The 21756-nt window shown below is 70.2% G+C and carries 23 protein-coding genes and 1 tRNA gene; 11 read left to right on the top strand and 13 right to left on the bottom strand.

The features are described 5' to 3' along the window. Positions 1 to 15: 15 nt before the first annotated feature. Positions 16 to 765: a phosphoglyceromutase gene (locus tag G5T42_RS11280; protein WP_165128578.1), complete on the bottom strand. Its 750-nt coding sequence runs from the start codon at positions 763 to 765 to the stop codon at positions 16 to 18. 52 nt (positions 766 to 817) lie between these two features. Between G5T42_RS11280 and G5T42_RS11275 the strand changes: the two genes are divergently transcribed. Beyond that, complete coding sequence (locus G5T42_RS11275) at positions 818 to 1645, top strand: class I SAM-dependent methyltransferase (RefSeq protein WP_165128576.1); 828 nt, start codon at positions 818 to 820, stop codon at positions 1643 to 1645. 3 nt (positions 1646 to 1648) lie between these two features. Here the strand turns inward: G5T42_RS11275 and G5T42_RS11270 are convergent, their stop codons facing one another. The 4 genes from G5T42_RS11270 to G5T42_RS11255 all read right to left on the bottom strand — a co-directional run bounded on the left by G5T42_RS11270 (position 1649) and on the right by G5T42_RS11255 (position 4885). Continuing rightward, positions 1649 to 2761 (bottom strand): FUSC family protein, encoded by a 1113-nt coding sequence (locus G5T42_RS11270; RefSeq protein ID WP_206535628.1) that lies wholly within the window; start codon positions 2759 to 2761, stop codon positions 1649 to 1651. Further along, positions 2758 to 3864, bottom strand: a complete 1107-nt coding sequence (locus G5T42_RS11265; RefSeq protein WP_165128574.1) for a folate-binding protein YgfZ — start codon at positions 3862 to 3864, stop codon at positions 2758 to 2760. Before G5T42_RS11265 ends, G5T42_RS11270 begins: the two co-directional genes overlap by 4 nt. Continuing rightward, positions 3861 to 4460 carry an FABP family protein gene (locus tag G5T42_RS11260; protein ID WP_165128572.1) on the bottom strand — a complete coding sequence of 200 codons (600 nt, stop codon included), beginning with the start codon at positions 4458 to 4460 and terminating at the stop codon, positions 3861 to 3863. Before G5T42_RS11260 ends, G5T42_RS11265 begins: the two co-directional genes overlap by 4 nt. A gap of 134 nt (positions 4461 to 4594) precedes the next feature. After that, on the bottom strand, positions 4595 to 4885 hold the full coding sequence (locus G5T42_RS11255) for a hypothetical protein (protein WP_165128570.1): 291 nt from the start codon (positions 4883 to 4885) through the stop codon (positions 4595 to 4597). A gap of 115 nt (positions 4886 to 5000) precedes the next feature. Here G5T42_RS11255 and G5T42_RS11250 point away from each other — a divergent pair, with 115 nt between their 5' ends. The 3 genes from G5T42_RS11250 to G5T42_RS11240 are packed head-to-tail and all read left to right on the top strand — an operon-like array spanning position 5001 to position 8847. Further along, complete coding sequence (locus tag G5T42_RS11250) at positions 5001 to 5702, top strand: response regulator transcription factor (RefSeq protein ID WP_165128568.1); 702 nt, start codon at positions 5001 to 5003, stop codon at positions 5700 to 5702. Between the two features lie 44 nt (positions 5703 to 5746). Continuing rightward, positions 5747 to 7912, top strand: coding sequence for an RNA degradosome polyphosphate kinase (locus G5T42_RS11245; RefSeq protein ID WP_165128566.1), 2166 nt, complete (start codon positions 5747 to 5749; stop codon positions 7910 to 7912). Continuing rightward, the gene (locus tag G5T42_RS11240) at positions 7909 to 8847 is read left to right on the top strand and encodes an NUDIX hydrolase (RefSeq protein WP_165128564.1); all 939 of its coding nucleotides are present in this window, start codon (positions 7909 to 7911) and stop codon (positions 8845 to 8847) included. The genes G5T42_RS11245 and G5T42_RS11240 overlap by 4 nt, the downstream gene beginning before the upstream one ends. A 60-nt stretch (positions 8848 to 8907) precedes the next feature. On the opposite strand, the gene G5T42_RS11235 is transcribed toward G5T42_RS11240, so the two are convergent. Beyond that, the gene (locus G5T42_RS11235) at positions 8908 to 9543 is read right to left on the bottom strand and encodes a hypothetical protein (protein WP_165128562.1); all 636 of its coding nucleotides are present in this window, start codon (positions 9541 to 9543) and stop codon (positions 8908 to 8910) included. Between the two features lie 191 nt (positions 9544 to 9734). Here G5T42_RS11235 and pstS point away from each other — a divergent pair, with 191 nt between their 5' ends. The 5 genes from pstS (at position 9735) to G5T42_RS11210 (ending at position 14790) form a co-directional block, all read left to right on the top strand. Then, the gene (pstS, locus tag G5T42_RS11230; protein ID WP_165128560.1) at positions 9735 to 10835 is read left to right on the top strand and encodes a phosphate ABC transporter substrate-binding protein PstS; all 1101 of its coding nucleotides are present in this window, start codon (positions 9735 to 9737) and stop codon (positions 10833 to 10835) included. 78 nt (positions 10836 to 10913) lie between these two features. After that, a complete protein-coding gene (pstC, locus tag G5T42_RS11225; protein WP_165128558.1) occupies positions 10914 to 11858 on the top strand; it encodes a phosphate ABC transporter permease subunit PstC in 945 nt (314 codons plus the stop codon). Next, positions 11858 to 12958 (top strand): phosphate ABC transporter permease PstA, encoded by a 1101-nt coding sequence (gene pstA, locus G5T42_RS11220; RefSeq protein ID WP_165128556.1) that lies wholly within the window; start codon positions 11858 to 11860, stop codon positions 12956 to 12958. Before pstC ends, pstA begins: the two co-directional genes overlap by 1 nt. A 25-nt stretch (positions 12959 to 12983) precedes the next feature. Continuing rightward, positions 12984 to 13763, top strand: a complete 780-nt coding sequence (gene pstB, locus G5T42_RS11215; protein ID WP_165128554.1) for a phosphate ABC transporter ATP-binding protein PstB — start codon at positions 12984 to 12986, stop codon at positions 13761 to 13763. Between the two features lie 556 nt (positions 13764 to 14319). Next, positions 14320 to 14790, top strand: coding sequence for a DUF559 domain-containing protein (locus G5T42_RS11210; protein ID WP_241245785.1), 471 nt, complete (start codon positions 14320 to 14322; stop codon positions 14788 to 14790). A gap of 114 nt (positions 14791 to 14904) precedes the next feature. Here G5T42_RS11210 and G5T42_RS11205 read toward each other — a convergent pair whose 3' ends face one another. The 6 genes from G5T42_RS11205 to sigK form a co-directional block, all read right to left on the bottom strand. Next, entirely contained in the window at positions 14905 to 15792 is an 888-nt protein-coding gene (locus tag G5T42_RS11205; protein ID WP_165128553.1) for an aminodeoxychorismate lyase, read from the bottom strand. Between the two features lie 306 nt (positions 15793 to 16098). Next, positions 16099 to 16737: a DNA-directed RNA polymerase subunit beta gene (locus tag G5T42_RS11200; protein ID WP_165128552.1), complete on the bottom strand. Its 639-nt coding sequence runs from the start codon at positions 16735 to 16737 to the stop codon at positions 16099 to 16101. 101 nt (positions 16738 to 16838) lie between these two features. Next, positions 16839 to 17246: a VOC family protein gene (locus G5T42_RS11195; RefSeq protein ID WP_165128551.1), complete on the bottom strand. Its 408-nt coding sequence runs from the start codon at positions 17244 to 17246 to the stop codon at positions 16839 to 16841. 77 nt (positions 17247 to 17323) lie between these two features. Further along, positions 17324 to 17671: a helix-turn-helix transcriptional regulator gene (locus G5T42_RS11190; RefSeq protein ID WP_165130203.1), complete on the bottom strand. Its 348-nt coding sequence runs from the start codon at positions 17669 to 17671 to the stop codon at positions 17324 to 17326. Between the two features lie 99 nt (positions 17672 to 17770). Next, positions 17771 to 18622: an anti-sigma factor gene (locus G5T42_RS11185; RefSeq protein ID WP_165128550.1), complete on the bottom strand. Its 852-nt coding sequence runs from the start codon at positions 18620 to 18622 to the stop codon at positions 17771 to 17773. Further along, a complete protein-coding gene (gene sigK, locus G5T42_RS11180) occupies positions 18619 to 19221 on the bottom strand; it encodes an ECF RNA polymerase sigma factor SigK (protein ID WP_165128549.1) in 603 nt (200 codons plus the stop codon). Before sigK ends, G5T42_RS11185 begins: the two co-directional genes overlap by 4 nt. A gap of 337 nt (positions 19222 to 19558) precedes the next feature. Between sigK and G5T42_RS11175 the strand changes: the two genes are divergently transcribed. Together G5T42_RS11175 and G5T42_RS11170 are read left to right on the top strand one after the other, a co-directional pair. Beyond that, entirely contained in the window at positions 19559 to 20230 is a 672-nt protein-coding gene (locus G5T42_RS11175; protein WP_165128548.1) for a fasciclin domain-containing protein, read from the top strand. Positions 20231 to 20340: 110 nt separating this feature from the next. Continuing rightward, complete coding sequence (locus tag G5T42_RS11170) at positions 20341 to 21489, top strand: SLC13 family permease (RefSeq protein WP_165128547.1); 1149 nt, start codon at positions 20341 to 20343, stop codon at positions 21487 to 21489. A gap of 98 nt (positions 21490 to 21587) precedes the next feature. Here G5T42_RS11170 and G5T42_RS11165 read toward each other — a convergent pair. Then, a tRNA-Lys gene (locus tag G5T42_RS11165) sits at positions 21588 to 21660 on the bottom strand. Positions 21661 to 21756: the final 96 nt, after the last annotated feature.

Here is a 21756-nt window from a genome sequence, read left to right as displayed (position 1 = left end):
CGGCGCGCGATTGTGTCAGCCCTTGCCCTGGTTCGCGACGGCGGCGGCGCCCGCGGCCGCGGCCTCGGGGTCGAGGTACTCCCCGGCGCCGGCGGGCGTGAAGTCCTCGTTGAGGTGGTAGACGAGCGGGATGCCGGTGGGGATGTTGAGCTCGGCGATGTCGGCGTCGCTGATGCCGTCGAGGTGCTTCACCAGTCCGCGCAGCGAGTTGCCGTGCGCCGTGACGAGCACCGTCTTGCCGGCCGCGAGGTCGGGCTTGATGTCGCTCTCCCAGTAGGGCAGGAAGCGGTCGATGACGAGCTTGAGCGACTCGGTGCGCGGGATCTCCCCGTCGATGTCCGCGTAGCGCGGGTCGCCGACCTGGCTCCACTCGGAGTCGTCGGCGAGGACGGGCGGCGGCACGTCGAACGAGCGGCGCCACAGCATGAACTGCTCCTGGCCGAACTCCTCGAGGGTCTGGGCCTTGTCCTTGCCCTGCAGGGCGCCGTAGTGACGCTCGTTGAGGCGCCACGAGCGCTTGACCGGGATCCATGCCCGGTCGGCCGCGTCCAGGGCGATGTTCGCCGTCTGGATCGCACGGGTGAGGACCGACGTGTGCAGGATGTCGGGAAGCAGCCCCGCCTCGGCGAGCAGCTCGCCGCCGCGCTGGGCTTCGGCCTTGCCCTGGTCGGAGAGCCGGACGTCGACCCATCCTGTAAACAGGTTGAGCTTGTTCCATTCGCTCTGGCCGTGGCGCAGCAGGATCAGGGTGTAGGGGGCGGTCATGCCGCCAGCATACCGAGGCCGGATGGCGCGATCGGCCTGGCATCATGGGGGCATGGCGACCGGCCGATCCCCCGTCGGGCAGGTGACGCGGGGCACGACGGGCACCAACCGCCTGCGTCGCGTGGATCGGTGGATCGCCCGTCATCCGGCGCTGCGCCGGGCCGCAGACCCGCTGGTCGTCGACCTCGGCTACGGAGCGAGCGCCGTCACGACACTCGAGCTGCACGCGCGCCTCGCGCGCACGCGCCCCGACGTCGAGGTGCTCGGCCTGGAGATCGAGCCGGCACGCGTCGCTCGGGCGCGCGACCAGCTCGCGCTCGTGCGCGCGGGCGGGTCGTCCTTCGCCGCCGACGCACGGGTCTCGTTCGAGCTCGGAGGCTTCGAGGTCCCTGTGCCGAGTGGACGCCGCCCCGCCGTCATCCGGGCCCTCAACGTCCTGCGACAGTACGACGAGAGCGAGGTCGCCGCCGCGTGGGCGCGCATGTGCGGGCGGCTCGCACCCGGCGGCCTGCTCGTGGAAGGAACGTGCGACGAACTCGGACGGATCGTCACCTGGGTCGCCCTCGGCTCGGACGCGGTGCCGCGCTCGCTCACGGTCTCGCTGAGACTCGCGGGGCTGCAGCATCCGTCGATCGCCGCGGAGCGGCTCCCCAAGGCGCTCATCCACCGCAACGTCCCCGGACAGCGCGTGCATGACCTTCTCGCGGCGCTCGACGAGGAGTGGGCGCGCGCCGCGTCGGTCGCGCCCTTCGGCCCCGTCCACCGCTGGCAGACGGCGCTCACGGCGCTCGCCGCAGCGGGCTGGCCGCTCGAGGCGCGCTCGCGATGGCGCCTCGGCGAGGTCACCGTGCCGTGGTCGGCGGTCGCGCCCGCCGCCTGAGTCTCAGATGCGCGGCACCGCGAGCCTGGCATCGGCGTGCGGCATCCCGGTCGCGGTCAGGAGGTCGACGACGAGGGGGCGGAGCCCCGCGACGAGGTTCTGCTCGCCGAGGGATGCCTCGGGCACGATCGTGCGGGGGTCCAGGCGCGCCGCCACGGCGAGCACCGCCTCGCGCGCGGCCGGTTCGAACGAGATGTCGTCGAGTGACGACGCCACGATGCCCGCGGCACGCGCGATCTCACCGAGGAGGTCGGCCACGACGGGGCGCGGCATCCCGTCGTCGCAGAGGTAGACGACGCGGCGCGCGACGACGCGGAGGTTGCGGACCGCGAGATCCATCGACCGACGGATGCGCTCGTGCCGCTGCAGCTCCGACCGCTGGCGGCGGAGGAACGGCGAGATGCGCGCGACGGCGCGGCCCGAGTCGAGCGACGAGCGCCAGTCGTCGACCACCGGCGTGACGGCACGCGCCTTCTCGAGGCCGCGCTCGGCCCGGAACCGGTCGCCCCGCCGCAGCGCCTGGGTGAGCGCCGCCATCGAGCCGTCGAAGGCGGCGAAGAGTCGCTCGGCGTCGCGCACCTCGGTCTTGACGGGGCTGCGAGGGATGAGCGCCGTCACGACGAGCGCCGCGACGCCTCCCACGATGCCGTCGATGAGCCGCACCCACGGGACGGGCGACGGGATCACCATCACGATGAGCGATTGGATGGCCGCCGCGATGGCGAACCCGGGCTGGGCCGACAGGAAGCGCGCGACGATGAGCGTCACACCCAGCGCGAGGGCGATCTGCCACCATCCCGTGCCCGCGATGAGATACAGCAGCTCGGCGACGACGATGCCGACGAGCATGCCCAGCACGGTCTCGGCCACCTGGCGCGGACGCGCATCGCGCACGAGCCCGAGGCTCCCCACCGTGACGGTCGCCGCGAGAAGGGGCGCAGGATGTCCCAGCACGAAGTGGGCGAAGACGAAGGCGCCGGTCGCCGCGACCACGATCTGCACGATCGCCATCGACGACGCGACGACCCGCTGCAGACCCGGCCGCGGGTCGACCCTTCGTCGCCAGCCCGTCGGGATCGCCTGCGTGGACGGCACACCGGCGGGGCTCGCGCTCACTGGACCTGCGCGCGCCGCGAGAGTCGTGTGAGGCGGGGGATGGATGCTGTCGCCCCGGCCTCGGGGGGCACGATGACCTCCTGCGCACCGGCGACTCGCACCTCGTCGGCGTCGATCGTCAGGGTCGCGTCGGTCGGCGTCGTCCTGCGCACCAGCGCCAGGGCGATCGGGCCGTCCTCGTGGTGCTGCGCGACCGACGTGACGACGCCCACGACGTCATCGCCGACGCGGACCGCTGCGCCCCGCGCGGGCAGAACGCTCTCGCTGCCGTCGAGATCGAGCGCGACGAGCCGGCGCGGCGGGTGCCCGAGGTTGTGCACCTTGGCGACGGTCTCCTGGCCGCGGTAGCAGCCCTTCTCGAGGTGCACGGCCGTGCGCAGCCAGTCCAGCTCGTGCGGGAGCGCCCGCTCGTCGACCTCGGTCGACCACCGAGGACGCCACGCGGCCACCCGGAGGGCGTCGGCGGCGATCAGCCCGGCGACCGCGAGTTCACCGCGGGACGCGGCATCCGCGATCCGATCCTCTTCTGCCCTGGGGACGATGGCCTCGGCCCAGTCCCGCCCCGTGCCGGGATGCGGGTCGACGACCGCGTACGCCCAGCCGCCCGTGGCCACGCCCGGCCACGGGTCGCGCCAGACGAGCGGCACCTCGTTCGGGGCGGCCACGCCCAGGGCTTCGACCGCCGCCCGGGTCCCGCCGATCACCGCGAACTCCTCGCTCGCGTCACGCGGGGCGACCCGCAGGCGGAACCGCATGCGCATGAGCCACGCGAGGAGCCCCTCGGCGTCGGCCGCGTCGGTGATGAGCCAGGTCGTCTCGCCGTCGTCGACGACGGATGCCGCGTGCTCGATGTGGCCCTGCGGGTCGAGGATGAGCAGCTCAGTCCCCTCGCCGGGGGCGAGGTGCGTCAGCGCCTGCGACGAGAGCGAGTCGAGCCACGACAGCCGGTCCTCGCCCGAGACGGCGATGACGCGGCGATCCCCGAGCGGGGCGACGGCCGAACCCGCCGCGAGCCGGCGCTGCTCGACCACCGGGTTGCCGACGTGAAGCAGCCCCGTCTCGTCGAGGACGGCACCGGGGACGAGCGCGAATCCGGACATCATTCCGCCCGCGCGAGACGTGCGGAAGCGTGCGAGCGGAGCTCCGCGCCGAGCGCGGCGATGTCCCACGCCCAGAGGAGGTGCCCCTCGACGAGTCCGTACATGCGGGTCGCGGCCGCGTAGACCTTCGCGCCGGCGGTCCGGACGACTGCGTCGGTCGCGATGTCGATCCGCGGCCCGCGCACCTGGCCGAGGTAGAGCTCGCTCACTCCGTCCGAGTGGACGATCGTCGCCTCGATGTCGAAGCCGCCTTCCGCGTTGCGCAGCGTCTCGACGTCGTCGACCGTGCGGGCGACGGCCGCCGCCGTCGGAGGCAGCAGTCCGGGGCCGGCATCGGCATCCGTCGCCGGACGGGACAGTCGCCAGTAGCCGATCTCGGACACGAGGGGCGTCCTGACGTCCTCACCGAGAAGCCACGCGCTGGCGGAGTAGTTCAGGAAGTCGCCGCCGTCGTGGCTGAAGCTCACGCGATGCGCGAACTCGCCTTCGAAGTGGCGGTCGGATGCCTCGTAGTCGATGACACCCGTGCCCTCCCAGACGCCGAGCAGCCACGAGAGCGGCGCGAGGTCGGCGGGAAGGTCGGTCGGCAGCTCGATCACGGCGCCGCCAGTCAGCGCTGGCCGCGATACAGGTTCTTGACCACGACGCCGGAGATGAAGACGATCGCGAGCGACGCAAGAGCGAGGAGGCCCACGTAGAAGAGTTCGAGCGCGACGAGATCCATGAGGAAAGCCTACCCGGGAACGATCGAAGCCAGACCGAACCCCAGGCTGATGACGCCCATCACGAGGAGTGCGCCGAGGACGCTGATCGCGACTCGCTGGATGTAGCCCTGGGATCGGCCGTAGGCGAGCTGCACGACGAAGGCGAGGATGAGGCATCCCCCCATTCCGACCACGAGCCAGGCGGCGCGCCACTCGGCGGGCACGAACAGGCCGACCGCGAGACCGATGACGGCGGCCGCGACCCAGACCGAGACGACGCCACCGGTGGCGCGGCGGGGAGCGAGGACAGGACCTGCCATGAGTCCATTCTGCCCAAGCTCGAAGCGTCATGCACCGCCTCGGAGAAACCGGCGCGGCCGGTCGCACCCTAAACTGGGGTTTCACGCCGCGACCCCTGCCACGGGAGGTTCCCCTTTGGCACAGCTCCTCGTACTGAGTTCCGCACACGGAGGAGGCCCGGTCCTGCCCTCTCTCGAGCTGCTCAGCCACCGAGTGCGCCAGATTCCGGCCGAGCCCGCACAGCTCGTCAACGCCCCGAGCGCAGACGTCATCTTCGTCGACGCCCGCATCGATCTCGTGGGCGCGAAGTCGCTCTGCAAGATCCTCAACACGACCGGTCTCGACGCGCCGCTCGTGCTCGTGGTCACCGAAGGCGGCCTCACGGCCGTGTCGACCGACTGGGGCATCGACGACGTCATCCTCGTGACGGCGGGTCCCGCCGAGGTCGACGCCCGCGTGCGCCTGGCCATCGGCCGTCAGTCGGCCGAACAGGTGTCGACGCGCATCCAGACTTCGGGGATCACGATCGACGAGTCGTCGTACTCGGCGAAGGTGCACGGCAAGCCGCTCGACCTCACCTACAAGGAGTTCCAGCTCCTGCACTTCTTCGCGACGCATCCGTCGCGCGTCTTCACACGCGAGCAGCTGCTCAGCGAGGTGTGGGGCTACGACTACTTCGGCGGCACCCGCACGGTCGACGTGCACGTGCGACGCCTGCGCGCCAAGCTCGGCGATCTCGAGCAGCTCATCGGCACCGTCCGCAACGTCGGCTATCGCTTCAACGTGTACGACGACGACCAGCTGCCCGCGCCCTCCTCGAGCCGCTCCCCCGCCTGACGCCAGTTCACACACTCGTCACGCGGCCCTGCAATGATGAGTGGATGATCGAACACGAGGTTCTCGACGCGGGTCTCGGCGACGCCGACGACGACGACTTCGAGCTGTCCGAGACCTTCGACTCGCAGCTGCCGGAGCACCGCTACCTCGACCGCGAGGTGAGCTGGCTCGCCTTCAACCAGCGGGTGCTCGAGCTCGCCGAGGATCCGCGGCTCCCCGTGCTCGAACGCGCCAACTTCCTCGCGATCTTCGCGAGCAACCTCGACGAGTTCTTCATGGTGCGGGTCGCGGGTCTCAAGCGCCGCATCCTGACGGGTCTCGCCGTACCGACGAACGTCGGCCGCGCACCCCAGGAGGTGCTCTCCGACATCTCGGCCGAGGCCCACACGCTGCAGCTCCGCCACGCCGCCGCCTGGACGAACGACGTCATGCCCGCCCTCGCGGCGGCCGGGATCGAGATCCTCGGCTGGAACGACCTCGGTGACGAGGAGCGGGACCGCCTCTACGAGTACTTCCAGTCGCAGGTCTTCCCCGTCCTCATGCCGCTCGCGGTCGACCCGGCACACCCCTTCCCGTATATCTCGGGGCTCTCGCTCAACCTCGCGATCCGCATCCGCAACGCCAGGACGGGACGTCAGGAGTTCGCCCGCCTCAAGGTGCCGCCGATGCTGCCCCGCTTCGTCGAGGTGTCGCGCGAGGGCGAGTCGGTGCGATACCTGCCGCTCGAGTACCTCATCGCGAACCACCTGAGCGACCTCTTCCCAGGGATGGAGATCCTCGACCACCACGCGTTCCGCCTCACGCGCAACGAGGACGTCGTGATCGAGGAGGACGAGACCGAGAACCTCATCCAGGCGCTCGAGGCCGAGCTGCTGCGTCGGCGCTTCGGTCCGCCGATCCGCCTCGAAGTCACCGAGGACATGGACGAGCTGACACTCGATCTCCTCATCAAGGAGCTCGACATCACCGATCAGGAGGTCTACCGGCTCCCCGGGCCGCTCGACCTCCGCGGCCTCTTCGACCTGTCGCGGATCGACCGCCCCGACCTGCGCTACAAGCCGCACGTCCCGACGACCGCGACGGCCTTCCAGCCGGGCGACAACAACGAGCGGCCCGACATCTTCGCGTCGATCCGCAAGGGCGACGTGCTCGTGCACCACCCGTACGAGTCCTTCGCGACGAGCGTCCAGGCCTTCCTGGAGCAGGCGGCGAAAGACCCGCACGTGCTCGCCATCAAGCAGACGCTGTACCGCACATCGGGCGACAGCCCCATCGTGCAGGCCCTCATCGACGCCGCCGAGTCGGGCAAGCAGGTGCTCGCCCTCGTCGAGATCAAGGCGCGCTTCGACGAGGCCAACAACATCGTGTGGGCGCGCAAGCTCGAGAAGGCGGGCGTCCACGTCGTCTACGGCCTGGTGGGGCTGAAGACCCACTGCAAGCTCGCGCTCGTCATCCGTCAGGAAGGCGGCGTGCTCCGCAGCTACAGCCATGTCGGAACGGGCAACTACAACCCCAAGACGAGCCGCATCTACGAGGACTTCGGCCTCTTCACGATCGACGACCAGGTGGGCCGCGACCTCACGCGCCTCTTCAACGAGCTCAGCGGCTACGCGATCGAGAAGAAGTTCAAGCGTCTCCTCGTCGCGCCGCTGCACCTGCGCAAGGGCCTCCTCCGGCAGATCGACCGGGAGCGCCGAAACGCGCTGGACGGCAAGCCCGCCCACATCCGCATCAAGGTCAACTCGATGGTCGACGAGCAGATCATCGACGCGCTCTACCGGGCGAGCCAGGCCGGCGTCCCCGTCGAAGTCTGGGTCCGCGGGATCTGCTCGCTCAAGCCGGGTGTCGAGGGGATGAGCGAGAACATCACGGTCCGCAGCATCCTGGGCCGCTATCTGGAGCACTCGCGGATCTTCGCGTTCCACAACAACGGCGACCCGCAGGTCTACATCGGCAGCGCCGACATGATGCACCGCAACCTCGACCGCCGCGTCGAGGCGCTGGTTCGCGTCGTCGCGCCGGCGCACGTGAAGGAGCTACTCGACCTCTTCTCGCTCGCGATGGCCGACACGACGAGCTCGTGGTGGCTCGGGCCCGAGGGCGAGTGGACGCGCCACAGCCTCGGCGAAGACGGCCGCCCGCTCGTCGACATGCAGGACAAGACCATGACCAACGTGCAGCGCCGGCGGCGCGCACGGGCGGTGCGATGACCGAGACCGCCGTCTACGCCGCAGGCGGTGTCGTGTGGCGCCTGGTGGACGGAAAGCTCACCGTGCTGCTGATCCACCGCACGGCATACCGCGACATCACGTTGCCCAAAGGCAAGGTCGATCCCGGTGAGACGCTCGCCGAGACCGCCGCGCGCGAGATCCTGGAAGAGACGGGCATCCGGGTGAGCCTCGGCGTGCCGGTCGGCGTCTCGCGCTATCGCATGCCGAACAAGCGCCAGAAGATCGTCCACTACTGGTCGGCCGAGGCGACGGATGCCGCGATCCGGGCATCCGTGTTCGTGCCGAACCGCGAGATCGCGGCGCTCGAATGGGTGACGCCGAAGAAGGCGCTGAAGCGACTGAGCTACCCGGTCGACATCGAGATCCTCGAGAACTTCCTCAAGTTCGTCGACGACGGCGTGCTGGCCACCTTCCCCCTCATCGTGCTGCGGCACGCGAAGGCCGTCCCCCGCGACGAGTGGAAGGGGAAGGATGCCGCGCGCCCGCTGTCGCACCGCGGCCGTCGTCAGGCGAACGCCGTCGTCGGACAGCTGCTCGCCTTCGGCCCGCGTCGGATCGTCTCCTCCCCGGCGATCCGGTGCATCAAGACGGTGACGCCCCTCGCCTCGACCCTCGGGCGCCGGATCGAGCAGTCGAAGCTCATCAGCCAGGACGCCTGGGAGGAGGGTGCCTCGGACGCCCGCCGGGTCGTCGGCGAGCGCGTCCGGGCACGCAAGCCCGCCGTGCTGTGCAGCCACGGGCCGGTGCTCCCCGAGCTCCTGAGCGAGCTCGCCCTCGCGACGGGCACTCTGCGCGGCTCGTACCTCGGGAGCGCCTCGGCGCTGGACCCCGGCGCGTTCTCGGTCGTGCACCTCTCGGCGACCAACCCGGGCTCGGGCATCGTCGCGATCGAGACGCACGAGCCGAAGGTCTGATCTTCTGCGGCGTCGGGAGGCTCGCGAGCCGGCCGCACGCCGGCCTCCCGCGAGGGTGGCTCAGGACAGGAGCTCGATGAGCTGCGCCTTCGTGAGTCGCGAGTAGCCCGTGCGGCCCTCGTCCTTGGCTCGCTCGCGGAGTGCGGCGACGGTGAGGGTGTCGAGGTCCGTCGGCCCGCGCGGTTCGGGCGGAGCGACGTCGTCCGGAGCGGTCTGCGGCTCGGCGAGCGCCGGCGAGGGCTTCGCCGCGGCATCCGTCTTCACCGATTTCTTTGCGGCCTTCGTGGTGGCGTTCCGCTCGGTGGTCTGGGATGCCGCGGCCTTCTCGGCCGCGTTGCGCTCGGTGGTCTGGGATGCCGCGGCCTTCTCGGCCGCGTTGCGCTCGGCGTTCTGCGTCGCCACGGCCGCCTCGGCCTCCGCCGCGGCCTTCTTCTGCTCGCGCGCGAGCGCCGTCTCGGTCGCCGCCAGCGCCGCGTCGGCGGCCTTGTCCGCCCGCTTGGCCACCCTCTTGGGGTGCTTGCGGATGGCCTTCTTCGAGACGTCGATCGCATCCTTCGCCTGATCGGCCGCAGCGCGGAGCTTCTTCGCCTCCTTGCCGGGAAGGGTCTTCGAGACCTGCTTCGCGAACTTCGCCGCCGCGGCGGCGTCTTCCAGCGCGGCGATCGCCTTGCGCTCGGGCTTCGTGGTCTTCGCCATGGGCCGAACCCTAGTCCTCGCGGGTGAACGGAGGGAAGAATCGGCCCGCTCCGCGGCCACTCCGGCGAGGGGATTCCGCAGCCCGTTCACCTCCCGTTCACCCGCGTTCCGCATCCTCTTAAGAGTCGCTGTCTACCGTCGGGACGAACCCTGCACCGGGTTCTCACCCTGACACCCGAAGGATCCACACAGTGAAGATCTCTCGCATCGCCCAGCTGGGCGCTGTCGCCGCCATCGCGGCCCTCACCCTCGCCGGCTGCGCCTCGAATGAGACCGCCGCGGGCGGAGCGCCCTCTGAGAGCTCGGGCCCCGCGCTCTCCGGCACCCTGAACGGCTCGGGCGCCACGTCGCAGCAGGTCGCAATCCAGGCCTGGACGGCGGAGTTCCAGACCGCCAACCCCGACGTCACGGTCAACTACGACCCCCAGGGTTCGGGTACCGGCCGCGAGTCCTTCCAGTCGGGCGCGGTGCAGTTCGCCGGCTCCGACCGTCCCTTCAAGATCGAGGAGATCGAGGCCGGCCCGTTCGACGCGTGCGCCGAGGGCTCCGACCTCGTCGAGATCCCCGCGTACGTCTCGCCGATCGCGATCGCGTTCAACGTCGAGGGCGTGGACTCACTGAACCTCGACCCGGCGACGATCGCAGGCATCTTCGCGGGCACCATCACGAAGTGGAACGACCCGGCGATCGCGGCGACCAACGCCGACGTGACGCTTCCCGACCTCGCGATCACGCCCGTCCACCGCTCCGACAAGTCGGGCACGACGGCGAACTTCACCGACTACCTCTCGCAGTCGGCCGGTGACGTCTGGACCTACGGCTCGGTCGAGGAGTGGCCGATCCAGGGTGGCGAGGCCGCCCAGGGCACCTCGGGCGTCGTCAACGCGATCAAGGGCGGCAACGGCACGATCGGGTACGCCGACCACTCGCAGACGGCCGACCTGAGCGCCGTCAACGTCCAGGTGGGCTCGGATTGGGTCGAGCCGTCGGCCGAGGGTGCCGCCAAGGCGCTGGACGCCTCGGCGATCGAGGAGGGCCGGGCGCCCACCGACCTCGCGTTCGCCATCGACCGCACCACCCAGGAGTCCGGCGCCTACCCCGTCATGCTCGTCAGCTATCTCATCGGCTGCGTCGAGTACAAGGACTCGGCCGCTGCGGAGCTCGTGAAGGGCTTCTTCTCGACGGCCGTCAGCGAGGCCGGGCAGGAGACCGCAGCGAAGAACGCCGGCAGCGCCCCGATCTCGTCGGAGCTCGCCACCCAGTCGCAGGACGCGATCGACCAGATCAAGTAAGACCCTCGTCCGGCCCCGGATCGCGCTCCCCATGGCGATCCGGGGCCTGATGCGGACAACACGACCCGAACGGATGACATGACCGCCGCACCAGCCACGACGAAGATCGAGGCGAAGAGGCGCCCCGGCGATATCTGGTTCTCCGGCACGGCCCTCGCGGCCGGCTCGATGATCCTGGTGACGCTCGCGGCCGTCGCGCTCTTCCTCATCATCCAGTCGGTCCCCGCCATCGGTGCCACCTCGACGGACGCCACGCTCCTGACGACCAACTTCTGGGACTATGTCTGGCCGTTGCTCTTCGGCACGATCTGGGCGGCGTTCCTCGCGCTGCTGATGGCGGTCCCTCTCTCGCTCGGCGTCGCCCTCTTCATCACGCACTACGCCCCGCGGCGCATCGCATCGGGCCTCGGCTACATCGTCGACCTGCTCGCCGCGGTGCCGTCCGTCGTGTTCGGCCTGTGGGGCATCCTCGTGCTGGCGCCCGCCGTCCAGCCCGTCTACGTCTGGCTCAACGCGAACGTGGGCTGGTTCCCGCTCTTCGCCGGGGACGTCTCGGCGACCGGTCGCACCATCTTCACGGCATCCATCGTCCTGGCCGTCATGGTGGTGCCGATCATCACGGCCATCTGCCGGGAGATCTTCCTGCAGACGCCGGTGCTGCACGAAGAGGCCGCGCTCGCCCTGGGCGCGACGCGCTGGGAGATGATCCGCATGGCCGTGCTGCCGTTCGGCCGCAGCGGCATCGTGTCGGCGTCGATGCTCGGCCTCGGGCGCGCCCTCGGCGAGACGATGGCCGTCGCGATGGTGCTCTCGGCGACGGGCACCGTCACGTTCCAGCTCTTCACGTCGACCAACCCGTCGACGATCGCCGCCAACATCGCACTCACGTTCCCCGAGGCCTATGGGACGAACATCAACGTCCTCATCGCCACGGGCCTGATCCTGTTCATCGTGACGTTCGCGGTCAACTTCGTCGCGCGGTGGATCGTCAACCGCCGCAAGGAATTCTCGGGGGCCAACTGATGACCATCACCGCTACGCCTCCGCAGGAGCAGCGGACCGTCCCTCGGCGGTCCACCCTGACGACCGGACGGCTCCCCCGCTGGTCGCCGTGGGCACTCCTCGCCGGCGCCCTCTTCGCGATGCTCGCCGTGTTCGGCGTGCTCGCGACGGGCTCGGGCGAGTCGCTCAACGTCGCCGGCTGGCTCATCACGAGCGCGATCCTCTATCTCGTCATGATCTTCACGCTCTCGGCCATCATCGAGAGCCGCCGCAAGGCCGTCGACCGCCTGGTGACCGGGGTCGTGGCATCCGCGTTCCTCATCGCGATGGTGCCGCTCGTGTCGGTGGCCGTCACGGTGGTGGTCAACGGCATCAACCGCTTCGACGCGGAGTTCTTCTCGTCGTCCATGCGCAACGTCGTCGGCGAGGGCGGCGGCGTCCTGCACGCGATCGTCGGAACCGTGCTCATCACCGGCATGGCGGCGCTCATCTCGATCCCGATCGGGCTGATGGCGGCGATCTACCTCGTGGAGTACGGCGAGGGGAAGCGGCTGGGTCGCGGCATCACCTTCCTCGTCGACGTGATGACCGGCATCCCCTCGATCGTCGCGGGCCTGTTCGCGTACGCCCTGTTCGCCCTCTTCCTCGGCCCCGGCATCCGCATGGGCTTCATGGGGTCGATCGCGCTGTCGGTGCTGATGATCCCCGTCGTCGTGCGCTCGACCGAGGAGATGCTGCGTCTCGTCCCCAATGAGCTGCGCGAGGCGTCTTACGCGCTCGGCGTGCCGAAGTGGCGGACGATCGTCAAGGTCGTGCTCCCGACGTCGATCGCCGGCATCACGACGGGCATCATGCTCTCGATCTCGCGCGTCATCGGCGAGACGGCGCCGCTGCTCATCACGGCGGGCTTCACGAACAGCATGAACTACGACCTGTTCAGCGGCCGCATGCAGACACTGCCCGTCTTCACCTATACCGAGTACGCCAATCAGGGCATCCCGCCCGAGGCCTACACCGACCGCGCCTGGGCCGCCGCGCTCACGCTCATCCTCATCGTCATGCTGCTGAACCTCATCGCCCGCGTCGTGGCGAAGGTGTTCTCCCCCAAGACCGGTCGCTGACCCTCCAACCCGAAAGATCTGAGCCTTGTCCAAGAGCATCGAAGTCAACGACCTCAACGTCTACTACGGCGACTTCCTGGCCGTCGAGGGGGTCTCGCTCTCCATCGAGCCCCGCAGCGTCACGGCCTTCATCGGCCCGTCGGGCTGCGGCAAGTCGACCTTCCTCCGCACGCTCAACCGCATGCACGAGGTCATTCCGAACGCCCGCGTCGAGGGCGAGGTGCTCCTCGACGGGGACAACCTCTACGGCCCCGGCGTCGACCCCGTGCTCGTGCGCCGCCAGGTCGGCATGGTGTTCCAGCGGCCGAACCCGTTCCCCACGATGTCGATCAAGGAGAACGTGCTCGCGGGTGTCAAGCTGAACAACAAGCGCATCTCGCGCTCCGACGCCGACGCCCTCGTCGAGAAGTCGCTGCGCGGCGCGAACCTGTGGAACGAGGTCAAGGACCGCCTCGACAAGCCCGGCTCGAGCCTCTCCGGCGGCCAGCAGCAGCGTCTGTGCATCGCCCGCGCGATCGCCGTGGCGCCGGAGGTGCTCCTGATGGACGAGCCGTGCTCGGCCCTCGACCCGATCTCGACCTACGCGATCGAGGAGCTCATCGAGGAGCTGAAGAACGAGTACACGGTCGTCATCGTGACGCACAACATGCAGCAGGCCTCGCGGGTCTCGGACAAGACGGCGTTCTTCAACATCGCCGGCACGGGCAAGCCCGGCAAGCTCATCGAGTACAGCGACACCACCTCGATCTTCACCACCCCGACCGTGCAGGCGACCGAGGACTACGTCTCGGGCCGCTTCGGGTAGCCCCTCCCCCGTCGTTGGGCTGCACAACGGCGGATTAATTCGGCGACACGCCGGGACGAGGCATCCGTCACCGGCGTGTCAGCATTTCGACCAGCCGCTGTGCGGTCATGCGTTCGACCCGCCGGCTCCACCCCAGGCGCCGGCTCGCGCCCATTCCTCCACCGGCTCCTCAATCCGCCCGACCGGCGGGAGGCCGCTCGCGAGGCTGGCATTCGTGTGTTCAACGCCCTCGCCGATCGTGGGGTATCGAGAGTCGCGGGCGGGCGGGACGTCGCGAGGCGACCTCGATGCGGCTGTCCGGGACGGATGCCTCGTCCGCCTGCGCCGCGGCGTGTACGCGTTCGCCGACTCCTGTGCGGACGTCCGCGCGGCCGCCCTCCACGGTGGCTCACTCGCGTGTGTGAGTGCGGCGCGGCATCTCGGCCTGTGGCTGCTCGACGGGAGTCCCTCCGTCCACGTGTGGCTCGCGAGCAATCGTTCTCACGCGCACGACGGGTGCTCATGTGTCGCGCACCGCGACGAGGCATCCGGCTTCCCTTCCTTCCAGATGCCGTCTGTGCCGCGCATCCTGCGACAGATCCTCTCGTGCCGTGGCATCGAAGAGTTCTTCGTCGCCTTGGAGTCTGCGCTCAACCGCGGACTCATCACTCCGGCCGGGATAGCGTGGCTGCGGCAGAAGACCAACGACGCCGGCCGAGACGCCATCGATTTCGCGCGACCGGACGCGGACAGCGGCCTGGAGTCCCTTCTCCGTTGGCGGCTGCGCAGACATGGCCTCTCGATCAGAGCGCAGGTCTCAATCGTGTCAGTCGGGCGCGTCGACTTCCTCATCGGGGAACGGGTGATCGTCGAGGTGGATGGCCGTGGAAACCACGCCGGGGCGGAGCGGCGACACAACGACCTGGTGCGCGATGCGAACGCCGCGGCGTGGGGTTATGTGACGCTTCGGTTCGACTACGCCCTCGTCGTCCACGACTGGGAGACGGTCGAGCTCGCCATCCTGAACCACGTGGAGCGATTCGGGTGACACTCACTGCACAGTGGCGGGCGGATTCGGCGACACGCCCGAATTGGCTCCCAGCCTGCGGCGTGTCCTCGATCACAGCCGCCGCTGTGCGGGGGCGCAGGGCCCGGCGGCGAGTCAGTCGCGGGGGCTCAGCAGGTAGCGGTTGATGGATGCCGTCAGGTCGGCGTCGACGGGAATCTCGACGCCGTCGACCGCCGTGATCGGGGCGGCGAGGCGGACGCTCGAGAGCAGCCACGCCGCGTCGGCCTTCGGCAGGTCGGAGACCGGAACCCGCTCGTACGCGACCTCGTGCCCCTCGTCCTTCAGGTGATCGAACAGGCTGATCTGCGTCGTGCCGTGCAGGATCGCGCCCGTGGGCTCGGGCGTCACGAACCGGTCGCCGAAGCGCAGCACGACCGAGGCGGTGGGCGCCTCGAGCACGAGCCCGTCGCTCGACACGAAGATCGCGTCATCCGCCCCCCGGCGCTTCGCCTCGCGGATCGCCGCCATGTTCACGGCGTACGAGAGGGTCTTGGCCCCGAGCAGCAGCCACGGGGCGCGGGCGGGCGCACCGCTGTCGTACCCGCGATCGAGGGTGACGACACGGATGCCTCGCGTCCGCGCCGCCGAATTGTCCGGCGCCTGCGCGGCGGTGACCCAGGCGGTCGGCGCCGGGCCGTGCTCGACCCCTCGACTGAGGATGAGCTTGATGACCCCCTCGCCGGACTCGGGGCTCTCGGCCGCCGCCCGGACGATCGCCTGCCGCCACTGCTCGCGGTTCGGGGCGGGGAGGTCGCAGAGTTCGGCGGAGTGCGCGAGACGGTCGAGGTGGGGGCCGACCTCCTGCGCGTGGCCGTCGACGACGCCGATCGACTCGAAGATGCCGTCGCCACGCTGAGTGCTGAGCTCGCCGACGCTGAGAGCGGGAGTCGTCGGGTCGACGACGGTGAAGGTGTCCGAGAAGTCCGAGCGGGAGTCGTCGGATGCCGCGGGGTCGATCATGAGGGCGTAGCGCCAAGCCATGCATCGAGCCTACGCGGCGGGAATACCCGCCCCGTGCGCTCGGTTAGACTGTGATGGCCGGGCCGCAGTAACCCCGGGCTCCATCTTCTGCCGCCGCGAGCGGCCTTGCGCCGAGAGGCGTTCTGCGGCCCGGCACTTTCATGCCCGCTCACCGTTCCGCGCCGAGGTGGGCACCGGCCCCCGGCAACGGCCTCAGCCGCGCCGGCCCACTCAGGGCCCCGGCCTCAGCCGCGCCGGCCCACTCAGGGCCCCGGCCTCAGCCGCGCCGGCCCACGCGGGTCGACGGCCTACAGCCCCGCCAGCCACTCAGGTCAAGGCATCCCGGCGCCACAGCGCGGCGCACGCCGCGAGATCGCTCGCGTAGTCGGAGAGGCGCAGCGCGCGCGTCGTGAACGCGGACGCCCGCTCGGGCTCGGTGGCCTCGTAGTCGTCGGCGAGATGCGTCGCACCCGACGCCTGCACCCGGCAGAACGCTGCGGCGCGGTCGAGCGCGACGGCGAAGTCGCCCTCGAACAGCCCGCGGAGGATCGTGTCGATGAGCGTCACGAGCTCGTCGGGCCCCGCCGGAACGGGAGCACCGGCGACGACGGCATCGGCCGAGTGGAGCTCGGTCCTTCCCCGCTCGTAGAGGAGCGCCGCCGTCTGCGGGTCGTCGTGGATCATGAGCTGAAGCAGGTACAGCCGCCACAGCGCGCCGGGCAACGTCTTGGCGGGCGACCGCGACCACAGCTCGGCGATGTCGTCGATGCCGTGCTCGGAGGTGAAGGCGACGAGGCGGTCGATCACCTCGCCGTCGCGATCCTCGCGGACACGCGACAGGAGGGCCTGCGCGGTCGAGTGCGCGACGCGCGAGACCTCGGCCGGGTCCTCGGCCGAGAACAGGCGATCGAAGAGCTCCGCGGGGCGTCGCACCGGCTTGTGGTAGTCCCTCGATCCGTCGCTCACCCGCTCTAGGCTACCCGCGGCGACGAGGGCGAGCGCCTCGTCGCGCGCGGGCACCATCCATGGGAGGCACATCGTGGCGGCCTCGTCCGGAGCCCCCGCCGTCAGGCCTGGTTGATGCGGATGTGGTTTCCGGAAGGGTCGCGGAACGCGGCATCCCGAGCCCCCCAGCCCTGGTCGATGGGCTCCTGGAGCACCTCCGCGCCGAAGGCGCGCAGACGCTCGAAGGTCGCGTCGAGGTCGCCCGTCGCGAAGACGTAGGGCCCGGGGCCCGAGCCCTTGAGCACGAGGCGCTGAAGCGCGTCGCCGTCCTCGGGCGAGCGACCGGCCGTGGGGTCCGAGACCACCAGCGAGAGGCCGGGCTGGCCGGGGAAGCCGAAGCTGACCCAGCGGTGTCCGTCGTACGAGACGTCGTTCACGACCTCGAGGCCGAGGCCGTCGCGGTAGAAGGGGATCGCCGCTTCGACGTCGTCGACGGTGATGGGGCTGTAGGCGAGTGTGATGTCGGTCATGGCTGCCACGCTAGGCCAGCGTCCGTCGCGGGGCTTCTCCGATCCTGCTCGATCGGCGAGCGGTCTGCGGACCCCGGTCAGACGTACCGCGTCGGCCGCGTCAGCACCCTCGCGATGCACAGCGGCATCGCCTCGGCGGCCTCGTGCGGCCGCGCGCGGTACGCGCTCGGGGTCTCGCCGACGATCTCGGTGAACGTCGAGCTGAACGAGCCCAGCGACGTGGCACCCACGGCGGTGCAGGCATCCGTCACCGACGCGCCCGCCCGCAGCAGGGCCATCGCGCGCTCGATGCGCCGGGTCATGAGGTACGCGTAGGGCGTCTCACCGTAGGCGGCCTTGAACTCGCGCGAGAAGTGCGCGGGCGACATGAGGGCCTTCGCGGCCATCGTCGGGACGTCGAGCGGGTCGGCGTAGTCGCGGTCCATGAGATCGCGGGCGCGGCGAAGGTGCACGAGGGTCTGCGGAGTCTGCTCGGAGCGAACGGATGCCACGAACCGAGGCTACCGGGATCCGCCCCCGCCCGGTCAGGCCGTGGGGATGGTGAAGATCGGGTCGGACGTCGGCTGGCCCGTCTTCGATCCACCGCGGTCCTCGACCGTGACGGCGATGACGTCGCCCGCCTGCATCGTCTCGTCGAGCACCGCTGTCGCCTGCCCGGTGTCGTCCGGATCGAAGACGCCGGCGGGCACAGGGGTGTCGCCCCGCACGAACCACAGCTCGTACGTCTTTCCGGAAGCCGGCTCGGCCACGCCGTCGGTGACGAGCACGGCCTTGCCGATCGACTCCGCCCAGTGCGCCGTCGCGGTGCCTCCGCCCTCGACCTCGACCGTCGCGACCTGGGCGTCCGGAGCGTCCTGGATCTGATTGAGCGCGGCGACCGAGGCGGGCTCCCGCAGGCGATCGCCGATGACGACGGCGGTCGTGCCGAGCGCGATGAGGAGGACGAAGGATGCCGCGAGCGCGAGCAGCCCCCGCGTCCAGTTGCGGCGGGCCACCGTCTGGACCGCCTCCGTGGTCGGCGGCGGTTCGATGCTGCGGCGCGGCTCGTCGGCCGCGGGCAGCGGCTCGACGAGGCCCGGAAGAGCATCGACGACAGGCACGGCGGCGATCGGCGCCTCGCCCGACGGCGGAGCGGCGGGTGCCTCAGCAGTGGTCGTCGCACCGATACGGGCGAGCAGCTCGGCCCGGAGCGCCGGCGGCGGCTCGACGGGCGTGACGGATTCGGCGAGCCGCGCCGCGGTCGCAGCATCCGCCTCGGCGATCGTGGACCATTCGGGGTGCTCGGCGAGCGCCGCCTCGAAGGCCCGCTCGTCGTCGGGCGACAGCGCGTGCAGCGCGCGCCCTGCCGCCAGTTCGGCGAACTCATGCACGTTCACGATGTCACCCCCATCTCGGTGCGCAGGCGGGACAGGCCGTCCCGCATCCTCGTCTTTATCGTTCCCAGTGGGGCGCCGACCAGTGCGGCGATCTCGCTCTGAGAGTACCCACCGAAATACGCCAGTGTGATGGCCTCGCGCTGAGCCTCCGGCAGCGTCGCGACGGCCTTCGCGACCCGCCGCCCCTCGATGCGAAGCTCCACCTGTTCGGCGACTCCGTCATGTGCGACGTCGAGATCGCGGAAGCCGATGCGCGCGTCGCGGTCAGCACTCGCCTGCGCCGACCGCACGCGGTCGACGGCACGCCTGTGCGCAATCGTGAGCACCCATCCCCTCCCCTGACCCTTGTTCGGAGCGAACCGGTCAGCGGATTGCCACACCTCGAGGAAGACCTCCTGCAGCACTTCCTCGCTCTGTGCGCGGTCGACGAGCACTCGGAGGATGAGGCCGAAGACGCGGGACGCGAGCATGTCGTAGAGGCGCGCGAAAGCGGCCTGATCGCCGCCCGCGATGCGGGTCAAGAGGTCTGCGACATGGTCGATGCGCTCGGAGCCGTCCTCCGGGACGTCCACATCATCGATCACCACATCCATCAGCATGCCCTAGCCACCCCCTTCGCCCTAGCCGACCGGGCCGCCTGTCTCGCCGAAAAGCGAGCAGGTAAAATGCGACGCCCGTCGAGATGTCGACTCGAGGCGGACATCCCGTCCGTCCACTTCCGCCGCGACCTCGTGCGAGTCCGCGCGCTCCCGAGAGGGTTATTCGCTTCGCGGCGCCGTTCGGATTGCCCAGACGCTGAACTTCACGGATTCCGAGCTTTTTCCAATCCATTCAGACGGATGCCTCGAACAGCCCCTGTACGTCGCTTCGCGGCGCACCACCCGGAGCACCGGGGTGTCCACAGGGCCGCAGCGGCCCTCGACAACGGAGGAACTCATGCTCAAGAAGAAGACCCACCTCGCCGCGGGATTGTCTCTCGCGTTCGCGGCAGCCATCGCCCTCTCCGCGTGCAGCTCGTCGAGCGGGGGCACGTCGGACGACTCGATGGAGTCCACGGCGCCGAGCTCGGAGCCCACGCAGTCGTCGATGACGGACGACACGATGGACCCGGCTGCCAACCTCGTCGGCCCGGGCTGCCAGGACTACGCGGACGCCGTGCCGGATGGCGCCGGATCGGTCGAAGGCATGTCGCAGGACCCGGTCGCGACCGCGGCATCCAACAACCCGCTCCTGAAGACGCTCGTCGCGGCGGTCAGCGGACAGCTCAACCCCGACGTGAACCTCGTGGACACGCTGAACGGCAGCGAGTTCACCGTGTTCGCACCGGTCGATGACGCCTTCGCGAAGATCGACCCCGCGACGATCGAGGCCCTCAAGACCGACTCGGCCACGCTCACGTCGATCCTGACGTACCACGTGGTTCCGGGCGAGATCGAGCCGGCCGACATCGACGGCACGCACACGACCGTCCAGGGCGCGGACCTCGAGGTGACCGGCAGCGGAGACGACATCATGGTCAACGGCGCCAAGGTGATCTGCGGCGGCGTCCAGACCGCCAACGCCGTCGTCTACCTCATCGACGGCGTGCTGATGCCCCCGGCTCAGTAAGGCTTCACACGGAAGGGGGCGGCCCGGAAGGGACGCCCCCTTCGGTCTGCCCGGAGGCTTCGGGCGGCGGATGGTCGGAGGGGACCCCGGGTCGGGCCAGGATTGAGGACGTGCCGATCGCCATCATCGGAGCAGTGCTCCTGGTCGTCAGTGCGTCGGCCGTCGCGTTCGGCATCCTCCCGGTTCAGGACGTGCTCGCGATCGCCGACCGCGTCTGGCCGATCATGCTCTTCGTCGTCGCGATCACGATCGTCGCCGAGCTCGCGGCGGCGGCGGGCGTCTTCGATGTGGCGTCGGCCTTCCTCGCGCGGGTCGCACGTCGGCGGGTGCTGCTCCTCTGGCTCCTCATCGTCGGCCTCGCTGTCGTGTCGACGGCCTTCCTGTCGCTCGACACGACGGCGGTGCTCTTCACGCCCGTCGTGGTGGCCGTCGCCCGCGCGCACCGCCTGGATCCCCTCCCCTTCGCGTTCACGACAGTGTGGCTCGCCAACACGGCCTCGCTCGTCCTCCCCGTGTCGAACCTCACCAATCTGCTCGCCGTCGAATCGCTCGATGTCGGCGTCGGCTCGTTCGTCGCACTGATGGGCCCGTCGGCGCTCGTCGCAATAGTCGTGTCGGTCGCGATCCTCTGGATCGTCTTCCACCGCCGCCTGCGCGGGCGATTCGCTCCGGCGGCCGATCCCGTGATCGGCGACCGGCTGCTGTCGTGGATCGCGGGCGCGGTCGTGGTCGTGCTGCTGCCGCTTCTCGTCTCGGGCGTACCGCCATGGATGCCGGCGCTCGGCGCCGCGGTCCTCCTGATCCTCGTCTTCGCCTGGCGCTTCCCGCGCGCGCTGCGTCCTGCTCTGGTTCCGTGGCAGCTGCTCGTCTTCGTGAGCGGCCTGTTCCTCGCGGTCGGCGCAGTGGAAGCGATCGGGGGGCGGACCGTGCTGGCGTCGCTCAGCGGCAGCGGCGACCACCTCTTCGCGCTGTGGCGACTGGCAGGGATCGGGATGCTGGGCGCCAACGGCGTCAACAACCTCCCGGCATATCTCGCGCTCGAGGGGGTGGCGGACTCCCCCGCACGGCTCGGTGCCCTGCTCGTCGGGGTCAACGCCGGCCCGCTCATCACGCCGTGGGCGTCACTGGCGACGGTGCTGTGGCACAGCCGGCTGACCGCGGTCGGCGTGACCGTCGCGTGGAAACGGTTCATGCTCCTCGGACTCGTCGCGGCGCCGCTCGCCGTCGCTGCGAGTGTCGTGCCGATCGCCTTCCGCTGAGCCTCCGGCGGCGGGGACCCCGCCCACAAGCGCGCTCTCGCCGACACAGGACGCAGATGGTGGAAGGGGCGCCCCTCCGGGACGCCCCTTCCACCATGTGGGCCCCGTGGGGCTCGAACCCACGACCCGCGGATTAAAAGTCCGATGCTCTACCGACTGAGCTAGAGGCCCGCGACGTACAAGCCTACTGGGAGCCGGATGCGAGCGAGACGCCGGGTGAACCGACCGCTCGGCAGCGTCGTGCCACTAATGCGCGGGCAAGTCAAG

This window comes from Microbacterium sp. 4R-513 (genome assembly GCF_011046485.1).
GTDB lineage: Bacteria > Actinomycetota > Actinomycetes > Actinomycetales > Microbacteriaceae > Microbacterium.
The sequence above is the reverse complement of the archived record's forward strand: the minus strand, read 5'-3'. Positions and strand labels throughout refer to the sequence as shown.